This window comes from Kamptonema sp. PCC 6506, assembly GCF_000180455.1.
GTDB classification, from domain to species: Bacteria; Cyanobacteriota; Cyanobacteriia; order Cyanobacteriales; family Microcoleaceae; genus Kamptonema; species Kamptonema formosum.
The window spans coordinates 1-8945 of sequence record NZ_CACA01000253.1 but is presented as its reverse complement, the minus strand read 5'-3'; the positions used below and the strand labels follow the sequence as shown (position 1 = coordinate 8945).

General features: G+C 44.7%; 5 protein-coding genes. All 5 read right to left on the bottom strand.

The features are described 5' to 3' along the window. Positions 1 to 500: 500 nt before the first annotated feature. The 5 genes from OSCI_RS12935 to OSCI_RS12915 all read right to left on the bottom strand — a co-directional run bounded on the left by OSCI_RS12935 (position 501) and on the right by OSCI_RS12915 (position 8502). Positions 501 to 2279, bottom strand: a complete 1779-nt coding sequence (locus OSCI_RS12935) for a nitrate ABC transporter ATP-binding protein (protein ID WP_007355413.1) — start codon at positions 2277 to 2279, stop codon at positions 501 to 503. A 56-nt stretch (positions 2280 to 2335) separates the two neighbouring features. Beyond that, a complete protein-coding gene (locus tag OSCI_RS12930) occupies positions 2336 to 4357 on the bottom strand; it encodes a nitrate ABC transporter ATP-binding protein (protein ID WP_007355412.1) in 2022 nt (673 codons plus the stop codon). Positions 4358 to 4595: 238 nt separating this feature from the next. Next, positions 4596 to 5468 carry a nitrate ABC transporter permease gene (gene ntrB / locus OSCI_RS12925; protein WP_007355411.1) on the bottom strand — a complete coding sequence of 291 codons (873 nt, stop codon included), beginning with the start codon at positions 5466 to 5468 and terminating at the stop codon, positions 4596 to 4598. An 87-nt stretch (positions 5469 to 5555) separates the two neighbouring features. Continuing rightward, on the bottom strand, positions 5556 to 6884 hold the full coding sequence (locus tag OSCI_RS12920; protein ID WP_007355410.1) for a CmpA/NrtA family ABC transporter substrate-binding protein: 1329 nt from the start codon (positions 6882 to 6884) through the stop codon (positions 5556 to 5558). A 64-nt stretch (positions 6885 to 6948) separates the two neighbouring features. Next, positions 6949 to 8502: a ferredoxin--nitrite reductase gene (locus OSCI_RS12915; protein ID WP_007355409.1), complete on the bottom strand. Its 1554-nt coding sequence runs from the start codon at positions 8500 to 8502 to the stop codon at positions 6949 to 6951. Positions 8503 to 8945 lie beyond the last annotated feature (443 nt).

Below are 8945 nucleotides of genomic sequence, written 5' to 3'. Positions count from 1 at the left end.
TATTTGGTATTTGGTATTTGGGATACACAGATTTTACAGATTCCTCTGATTTCACAGACTAAACGATCGTGACTCTAACTAATCCGTGTAATCCGTGTAATCGGTAAAATCCGCGATCGTAATTGGTAATTGGTAATCCGGTTAATCTCACATCTTGCACCATTATCAATAAAGGACTTAATCGCGGGGTGGGGGCGTTTTTTTTAGCCTTTGCAGTACCGTTAAAGCTGTTGGCGAACCCGCCCCTACAGCTATATTTATAAAAGTGGGATTCTCCCGGAGTTTCAACCCCTGGCGGTTATTACAATTGGTGCAAGATGTCAAGTTAATTAGACATATTTTTCGTAGAGGCGGGTTCGCCAATATCTGTAATATCAAGCGAGAAATCCCAAAAACCCGCTCCGGCTTTTAGCAATCCCGAAACAATTTTCAGCTTTGGGATTGCTTCGCTACTCGCAATGACCTCAACGAACAACTAACTACTAACCACTAACCACTAACTATTCCCAAGGCTTAACATCTAGAGCGCCGCCATTGGCAGTGCTAAAAGTCACCCGAAATTCTGCTGTTTTTTCAGCAGTAGCCGATGCAGAACTGGCAGAATTTTGGATGGAGGCTAGAGGAGTTTCTTGTACGAAATTTTTAGCTACTTGATTAGTAGCTTCATACCCCAAAATTGTGCCGTCTTGCTTAACTTTAACCTTGTAAACTAAATCTTCGGTAAAAGTCGGGGTTGTTTTCCAAGTCGTGTCAATTTGGGTGTAAAGCTTTTGCTTGAGAGCGTCTATCTCAGCTTTGTCTGTAATTCTCGGCGCAGAAGTAGCATCAGTAGTTGCGGGTGCAGAATTGGTGCTAGCAGTTGCACTCGCGGGTGCTGCATCGATCGCACTCACAGAACTAGGAGCGATCGCGGGTGCTGCACTCATAGAACTAGGAACACTCATAGGTGCTGCACTCATCGCACTCGGAGGGGGAGGACTAGCGATCGGGACTGGACTTGCCGAGATAGTAGTTGTTTCCGTTTTCGCCGTCTCTTTTTGCAGATTAGCAACTGAACCAACACTCACTATAGTCAGCCCGATCGTTGTCGCCAACCATATTGCTCCAAAAGCCATAATTTTTCCAGGTGATGATTCTGGAGATTTCGAGGAATGAGAGTTTAGTTCCGATGACATATTTGCCTCCTTTGTATCTTTTGAGGCATTAAATGGGATTGTGGCAAAGGGTTTTGTAGCAGATGCAGCAGATTCAACCTCAGCTTTTGTAACAGGTGCGTTTTCTGGTTTTTCCTCGGTTGCTGAAGTTTCCAACTGCGGTACGCTGCTTGTGCTGCTTGGCGCTGTACTCTCCTCCTCTTCCACATCCGAATGAGCGAAACGACGAAACAGGAAATCTAGAGCGAAATTACGCAATTCATAGTAATGCGGATCTTCCATAATTCTCGCCCGATTGCGGGGGCGAGAAAAAGGAATTTTCAAGTCTTCACCAATGTGAGCAGAGGGGCCATTGGTCATCATCACGACGCGATCGGCTAAGAATAAAGCCTCATCAATGTCATGAGTAATCATGATTATCGTTACCTTATTTTCCCGCCAAATATTGAGCAATTCTTCCTGCAATTCTTCGCGGGTAATCGGGTCTAGTGCTCCAAAAGGTTCATCTAAAATCAACACTTGAGGGCTAGTAGCCAGAGCTCGCGCGATCGCCACTCTTTGTTTCATCCCGCCTGATAGTTGGCCGGGTCTTTTGTGGGCGGCTTCAGTCAGTCCAACTAACTCCAAATGTTCATTAACAATCTGCATCTGATCGGCATGAGATTTGTCAGCAAAAACCGTTCCTACTCCCAGATGGATGTTTTCTGTAGCACTCAGCCAAGGCAACAAAGAATAGTTTTGAAACACCACCATTCTGTCTGGCCCCGGTTCCTCAATCCACTTACCTTTAAGCTTCAACTTCCCAGTCGTAGGTTGATTGAATCCTGCCACCATATTCAGCAAAGTAGATTTGCCGCAGCCGGAGTGACCAATCAGACAAATAAATTCCCCTTCATTAATAGTGAGGTTAACACCATCAAGAACCGTATAGGGCCCTTTGGGAGTTTCATAAACTTTCGATACGTCTTCAATCGTCAGAAAAGGTTCTGACTTTAAAGATTCGACTTGGGTTTTCTTTGTGCTGTCTAGAGTTTGCATAACGGAGGAATTAGGAATTAACAATTCGGAATTGACTGTGGATAATTGGGAAGGGAAAAGTTTTCCCTCTTCCTCATTTTTACTCATCTTTCTTTCCTCTAGAATCTCTCACCATGCCTGTACTTAGGTCGGCGATCGGGAGTTTATACTGGCAACCTAATAGAACACTGAGAACCGACAGGCTCGATTAAGATTTCTTCAATGCGAATAGCGCGTTTGATTTTGACGTTTTGCAAGTACTCGATCGGGTCATCGGCATTAAATACAGTTCCGTCAAATAGTTCAATGTTGCGCCGATCGCGCCCAACGTCTGGCATCCCTAATTGTCGAACTGCTTCTCCAAATACATCGGGTAACAAAACTCGCTCTAGAATTTCTACCCAATTTTTAGGGAAAGGTACAATTCCCCAACGGGCCATCTGAGCCATTACCCACAGCATCTCAGTACGGTCGGGGAAATTAGTTTTATCAACGTAGAACTGGTTAAAATTCAACAGCATTTCTGGTTCATCTTCGGTGCCAGAATCATAGGCATCAATAAAGCCAGGGCGAATATGTTCTGCTGCCGAACCAACGTATTGCTCTTGGGAAAGTAATTCTACAATTTCCTCGCGGTTGCGTTTATCATCGCAATATTCGCAGGCTTCTAAAAGTGCTTTAACTAGAGCAATATGAGTTTGGGGATATTTATTTGCCCAATCTTCAGTCACGCCTAAAACTTTCTCAATATGTCCCGGCAAAATATCTAGAGAACGGGCCATGACAAAGCCGATATCTTCATTAACGGCGTGGGAGTTCCAGGGTTCTCCAACGCAATAGCCGTCAATATTTCCTGCTTTTAAATTGGCTAACATTTGCGGCGGTGGAATCACTGTCAAACCCACATCGAGATCCGGGTCGATACCACTAGAAGCCAGCCAGTAACGCAGTAGCAGGTTGTGCATGGAACTGGAATGCACAGTAGCGAAGGTGTGAACTTTGTCGGGAGTTTGTGCGATCGCTTCCTTGAAATCAGCTAGAGTTCTGATTCCCTGAGTATAGAAATGCTTACCGAAGGTAATCGCATCGCCGTTGCGAGATAGAGTTAAGGCCGTGCTTACGGGGATGGGTGCGTTATCGTCTAAACCCAGAGTCATCGCGATCGGCATTCCCGCAACCATTTGAGCCGCATCTAAACGACCTGCGGTGACTCCTTTGGCGATCGCTTTCCAGCTAGGTTCCCGCGAAAGAGTGACTTCTTCTAAACCGTGCGCTGCGAAGAAACCTTTCTCTTTTGCTACTACTAAAGGGGCGCAATCTGTGAGAGGAATAAACCCGATTTCCAGGTTGACTTTTTCTAAGCCATTCTTAGCAATAACTGTCGGCTTGCTAACCTTACGCTGCTTCACTCGTTTCTGCTGGTTTAAGAAATAAACCATTTCATTTCGCAAAGCGTAGTAACTGGGATGATTTACTACTTCCATCCGGTGACGGGGACGTGAAATTGGTACTTCTAAAATCTGCCCGATTTGTGCTTCAGGGCCAGTAGTAAGCATAACGATCCGATCTGATAGCAATAACGCCTCGTCAACGTCATGCGTCACCATGATGGCAGTAACGCTGCTTTCTTCGCAAATTTTCATTAATTGTTCTTGCAAACCGCCGCGAGTTAAGGCATCCAAAGCGCCGAAGGGTTCGTCTAGCAGTAGCAATTTAGGACGGATAGCGAGAGCTCGCGCGATCGCAACTCTCTGTTTCATCCCCCCGGAAATTTCCCCAGGTCGTTTATCAGCAGCGTGTCGCAATCCTACTAAATTAATATGGTGTTCGATGATGCTTTTACGTTCACCTTTAGGCTGATTTTTGTAAACTTCATCGACAGCTAGAGCAATATTTTCTCGCACTGTCAGCCAAGGTAACAGAGAGTAATTTTGAAATACTACCATTCTATCGGGCCCCGGTTCTCTAACTTCGCGGCCTTCTAAAATTACGCCTCCCTGACTCGGTTTGTCTAAACCAGCGATAATATTCAGCAAGGTAGATTTGCCGCAGCCAGAGTGTCCGATTAAGGAGACAAATTCTCCTTGTTTAATCTTGATATCAATGTTTTTGAGCGCAATGTATTTTCCCCCGTTCGGCAGGTCAAATACGCGATCAACGTGATCTACTTCAACAAATACTGACATAATTGGTAATTGGTAATTGGTAATTGGTAATTGGTAATTGGTAATTTGTGATTTGTGATTTGTGATTTGTGATTGGTAATTGGTGATTGGGAATGGCTAATTGCTAATTGGTGATTGCTGATTGCTGATTTGGTATTTAGGGGTTGTGAAATCCAATATTTAACTCAAAAAACTCACAACCCTTTCTTGTTCATTAGCTATTAGCCATTAGCGATTAGCTATTAGCCATTAGCCTGTCTTACTTCTGTTCTTCAGGTACAACTTTGGAAGCAATGAAACCAACCAATCTATCTAGCAATAAACCGACAATACCCACATAAATCACTGCTAGGATAACGTGGCTGAGACGCGAACTATTGTAAGAGTCCCAGATAAAGAAACCAATACCCACGCCCCCGACTAGCATTTCAGCAGCAACAATTGCCAACCAAGATAGACCAATTCCAATCCTCAAACCAGTGAAAATATAGGGCACCGCAGAGGGTAATAGAATTTTCCAGAAATACTTTTGGCGAGGTAAGCGCAACACTCTGGCAACGTTTCTGTAATCTTGAGGTATCTGCTGGACACCCACAGTTGTATTGATAATAATTGGCCAAATTGCAGTAATTAAAATCACAAACAATGCCGAAACTTCACTGGTTGTAATCCCCATACCTTCAAAGGGATTAAATTGTTGAAATGCTCCCAGAGAAATAGGCAACCAAGCTAAAGGAGGAATCGTCCTCAACACCTGAAAAATCGGGTCTAAAGCGTCAAACATTAAAGAATTAGTGCCGATTAAGATTCCCAGTGATATACCGAGAATTGCTGCTAAAGTAAAGCCGATTGCTACCCGCTGCAAGCTGGCTAAAAGTTGCCAGAATAAACCTTTGTCAGTACCGCCGTTATCAAAGAAAGGGTTAATGATGAGATTCCCACTTTCTGAGATCATTTTAAGTGGCCCCGGCAAAGTGGAATTGGGGTCATGGCAAAGGATTTGCCAAATTAGCAGAATAACTGCCAGGGCCACCAGCGGTCTAATTATTTTTCTGCGGTTATTCTGAAGAAAAGAAATAATCGCATTGACTGGGTTATTGCCTTTTGAAATCCGCTCAATGTTTGTTGCCATACTTTAGTTAGTGGTTAGTTGTTAGTGGTTAGTTGTTGCTGATAGTTAACGGTTAACAGTTAACCGTTAACTGTTAACCGTTAACTATTATGCTTTCTTAATTGCCAGACCGTTCAAATATTCTTCAGGCTTTTCAGGGTCAAACTTAACACCATCGAAGAAGGTTTCTACACCGCGAGAAGTAGTAGCAGGAATCTCTGATGCGGGAACTCCCAAGGCTTTCGCTGCTTCTTTCCAAATATCTTCGCGATTCACTTTATCAACTATCGCCTTGAGGTCTGTGGTAGCAGGAATATTACCCCAGCGAATGTTTTCAGTTAAGAACCAAGTATCGTGACTTTTGTAGGGATAGGAAGCATTATCCGCCCAGAATTTCATTAATAATGGACTGTTGGCTTCTACTCGCCCAGTACCGTAGTCAATCTGACCTTTAATGCGACCTACAATATCTTGATTGGCAACTTTTAACCACTTATCTTCGGAGATGATTTTGCTCATCTCTTCTTTATTTTCTGGTTTGTCGCACCACTGCTGAGCTTCTAAAACTGCCATTGTAATTGCCTTAGCAGCTTTGGGATTTTTGTCTACCCAATCTGCTCTTAAACTCAGGGCTTTTTCGGGGTGATCTTTCCAGAGTTCACCTGTGATTAAAGCCGTATAACCTACCTTCTGACTAACTAATTGCGCGTTCCAAGGTTCCCCGACGCAAAAAGATTCCAGGTTGTTGACTTTCATATTAGCAACCATTTGCGGTGGTGGTACTGGAACTACTGAAACATCGTTATCTGGATTGATTCCACCAGCGGCTAACCAATAGCGCATCCAGAGATCGTGAGTACCGCCGGGAAAGGTGGTACCAAACTTAGAGTCCTTAGTTAAAGCTGATTTCAGTGCTTTGCTATCAGTACCTACTTTTAAATCTAGGTATTTTTTGGAAAGGGAAATCGCCTGACCGTTAGTATTTAACCGCGCCAGAATGTACATCGGGATTGGCACATTTCCTTTAGTGATTGTCCCTAAAGACATCATGTAAGGCATGGGCGATAAGATATGTGCTCCATCAATGCCACCGCCGCTAGAACCTAGTTCTAAATTATCGCGAGTTACGGGCCAAGATGCTTGTTTTGCAATTTGCACATCTTTCATGCCGTACTTTTCAAATAAACCTTTTTCTTTGGCAATAATTAGCGGTGCGGAATCTGTTAGGGCAATAAATCCTAATTTTGCTGTTGTAACTTCTGGGGCATCTGCGGGGTTGATGTTAGCTGCCGGTATTGCTGAAGGAGAGGTACTTGCAGCGGGGCTAGATGCACTTGTAGAACTATTAGAACCAGAGGTGCAGCCGTGAACGAGTAGAGTAGCTGCGGCAGTTGTTCCAGCGGTGACGATGAATTTGCGGCGGGAAATTTTGCTCATTATTTTTGTTAGTTGTTAGTTGTTAGTTGTTAGTTGTTGGTTGTTAACTGTTAACTGTTAACTGTTAACTGTTAACTGTTAGCACAGCATTGGGCTGGGCGTTGAAGTGTTCGATTAATAGTTGGCGCAAAACTGGTTTTAGGTCTTCGCAAGGAATACCTTTTTGCACGCAACTACCGAGATGGGCATCTTTGCCAACTGTGCCTCCCATATAAAGGTCAACACCTTCTAATGTTTTGCCGTTTTTGCGGACTTTTGTACCGAGTAAACCAATGTCTGCAACTTGCGGTTGACCACAGGAATTAGGGCAACCTGTCCAGTGAATTCTCACTGGTTTGGGGAATGATAACTCGGCTTCTAATTCTTTAATCATTGCTAAGGCGCGATTTTTGGTTTCAATTAATGCGAAGTTGCAAAATTGTGCGCCGGTGCAAGAAACTAATGCTCTAGTTAAAGGGTCAGGATTGACGGAAAAACGCTGGAGTAATGGTTCTTGAAGGAAGGTTTCTAATCGGGAGTCGGGTACGTTGGGAACGATCGCATTTTGCTCAACGGTAAGTCTGATTTCGCCGCTACCGTAAACATCGGCCATCCTGGCTAAGTCAAACATATCTGCGGCGTACAGCCGCCCGACGGGGATGTGGAGGCCGACGTAATTTAATCCGGGCTGTTTTTGCGCGTACACGCCGATGTGATCGCGCTTATCCCAGAGGATTTCATCTTTGGCTGCGGCTGTTTGCAGGGTGCGATCGAGTTGGGTTTCAACTTCGGCGCGGAATCCATCGACTCCTAATTCGTCGATTAGCCACATCAGACGGGACTTTTGGCGGTTGGCTCTCAGTCCGCGATCGCGATATACGATTAATATGGCCGTGCAAAGATCGACGACATCGCTGGGTTCAACCCAAGCATTGAGGGGAATGGCCGCGTCGCAGCGTTTGGCGGAGAAAAAGCCGCCGACTAAGACGTTGAAGCCGAAAGTGCCATCTTTAAAAGCAGGGATGAAAGCGATATCGTTGATTTCCGCGTGTACGGAGTTGTCGCGACAACCTGCGATCGCAATGTTAAACTTTCTCGGCAAATTGGTAAAAGCTGGATTGCCTTCGCCACCGTTGGTGATCGTGTCTTGAACTTGGCGGCACAACTCCCGCGTATCATAGAGTTCGTCGCTGTCTAATCCCGCTACTGGGGAACCGGTGATGTTGCGAACGTTATCCATCCCTGACTGGATGCTAGTCATCCCAGCTTCTTTGAGGCGGCGGAAGATGTCTGGTACATCTTCGATGCGAATCCCTCGCAGTTGGATGTTTTGCCGGGTGGTGATGTCTGCGTTGCCATCATCGCCGTACCGCTGCACGATTTCACCTAAAACTCGCATTTGATTGCTAGTAATGATGCCGTTTGGCAACCGCAATCGCATCATAAATTTGCCAGGAGTTACTGGCCGAAAGAATATGCCTAACCATTTGAGGCGGTGTTCGCGATCGGTTTCATTCATTGCTTCCCAGCCGATCTCAGCGAAGTGAGCGAGTTCGGCTTTGAGCGCTAGACCATCTTTCTCAGCTTTTAATTTTTCAAATTTGTTAACACCTGCTTGCGGTTCTGCTATCTGTGTCACTGGTGTACCCTCGTTGGTTACTTGGTGGAGGAGCTATGGGTTTCGGGGATTAAAGGCTGGTTTTTGTGCTAACCTTAGTGGTTATACTTAACTAAAACCGTATATTTAATTACTCAATTCCAATTTCTTTGAAGTTGGCAAATCCTTAGCGTACATGGGCTTGGTCAAGATTACAGAGAAATATTTAGTCAGCAAAGAGTATTAATTACTACCTTTGTCTCTCCGTGTTAACTCTTGTTAAGGAACACTGTAGGGCGTGGATCGAGAGTTGTTCGTAGCTAATGTTACAGAATATGGAGTTTTATGAAGTTTTCGGATAAGCACGATGCAGTTTCTACATCGCGGGGCAAAGTAGAAGCAGTGGGCGCGATCGCAGCCTGAACCCACAATCACAGGGGGAATTGGTAATTGGTAATTAGTAATAGCTAATGGCTAATTGCTAT

What these genes read in the sequence shown, in the direction of transcription:
- OSCI_RS12935 (WP_007355413.1), bottom strand. Translation starts at nt 2,279, where the DNA reads ATGAGTAAAAATGAGGAAGAGGGAAAACTTTTCCCTTCCCAATTATCC.
- OSCI_RS12930 (WP_007355412.1), bottom strand. Translation starts at nt 4,357, where the DNA reads ATGTCAGTATTTGTTGAAGTAGATCACGTTGATCGCGTATTTGACCTG.
- ntrB (WP_007355411.1), bottom strand. Translation starts at nt 5,468, where the DNA reads ATGGCAACAAACATTGAGCGGATTTCAAAAGGCAATAACCCAGTCAAT.
- OSCI_RS12920 (WP_007355410.1), bottom strand. Translation starts at nt 6,884, where the DNA reads ATGAGCAAAATTTCCCGCCGCAAATTCATCGTCACCGCTGGAACAACT.